Source organism: Acidiplasma aeolicum, assembly GCF_001402945.1.
Lineage (GTDB): Archaea > Thermoplasmatota > Thermoplasmata > Thermoplasmatales > Thermoplasmataceae > Acidiplasma > Acidiplasma aeolicum.
This window is the reverse complement of the sequence record NZ_LKBG01000127.1, coordinates 1-1,429: the sequence shown is the minus strand read 5'-3', so window position 1 is coordinate 1,429 and position 1,429 is coordinate 1. Positions and strand designations below refer to the sequence as shown.

The window sequence follows — 1,429 nt, the reverse complement described above, 5'->3', positions numbered from 1 at the left end:
TTCTAAAAGTACATTAATAAAAGCCATAAAGGAAAATGGGGGAATGCCTGAATTTAATTCTGAGGAGGATTATAAAAAATTTTATATTGATTCAATAGACCATCCCGATAAATACTGGAATTACATAGCATCAAAATTTCACTGGTATAAAAAATATGATAGGATTATTAAGGGAAGTTTCCCGGAGTTTGAGTTTTTCTCTGGTGGGTATTCCAATGTTGCATATAATTGTGTTGATAGAAATGCTGAAAAAAACCCTGAAAAAACTGCCATCATATGGTTAAGTGAGGATAATAAGGAAAGGAAGATAACATATGCAGAATTAAAAGACGAGGTGGCAAGATTTGCCATGGGTTTAAGGGAAAATGGGGTAAAAAAGGGTGATGTTGTTGCAATTTATATGTCAAACATACCGGAAGCTTTTATTGCGGTATATGCCTGTTACAGGATAGGCGCAATATATAATATTATATTCTCTGGATTCTCTGCAAATGCACTTCTTGAAAGAATGGAGGACACAAAACCAAAAATTGTTATAACCGAAGATCAATCAGTACGCAGGGGTAAATACATAAATCTCAAAAATACACTGGATTCTGTAAGATCTAAGGTTAAATCCATAAATAGGGTCATAGTTGTTAAAAGAACCGGAACGCCGGATATTAAAATGCTTGATAATGATATTTATTTTGACGATTTTTTAAAGCAGGCAAGTGGCCTTGCGGAACCGCTGCCAATAGAGGCAAATGAGCCAGGATTTGTTATATACACCTCAGGCACAACATCAAAACCAAAGGGTATAATCCATTCCGGTATTGGTTTTATGGTTGTTCCTACCATTATGTAAAATACTCCGTAAATTTAAAGGAAAATGATATTTACTGGTGTACAGCTGATGTTGGATGGTTAACATTTCCCATATATGAACTTGTAGGTGCACTTGCACACAATGGCACTGTGATAGCCTATGAGGGTGCGCTGGATTATCCGTCAATAGACCATTTTTATGGAATAATTGAGAAATATAAGGTAACAAAATTATTTACAGCACCCACATTATTAAGAATGCTTGCAAGATACGGCAGGGAAAAAATTAAAAATTATGACCTATCATCATTAAAATTAATTTCACTTGTGGGTGAGCCATTAGATGTAAAAACATGGCATTGGGTGTATAAAAATATTGGAAATGAAAACATAGAAATTAATAATACATATGGTCAGACCGAAACTGGTGGTGCGTGGACCTCATCAATAGTTGGAATAACAGGTGCCAGACCAGGTTCCTGTGGGCTACCGCTGCCGGGGCATTCTTATGTAATTCTTGATAACAGGGGAAATCCTGTAAAGGCCGGGACCAGGGGTACATTAGTTTTAAAACAGCCATTTCTATCTCTTGCACGTGATGTCTGGAATAACCATGAAAGGT

General features: G+C 36.2%; 2 protein-coding genes. Both read left to right on the top strand.

Annotated elements, in window-relative coordinates:
• Window positions 1-847: AMP-binding protein (locus AOG54_RS10170; protein ID WP_269082555.1), on the top strand; the 847-nt coding region annotated here is incomplete at its 5' end.
• Window positions 757-1,429 (top strand): AMP-binding protein (locus AOG54_RS10165; RefSeq protein ID WP_162200854.1); only part of this gene is annotated, 673 nt, incomplete at its 3' end. The genes AOG54_RS10170 and AOG54_RS10165, both read left to right, overlap by 91 nt.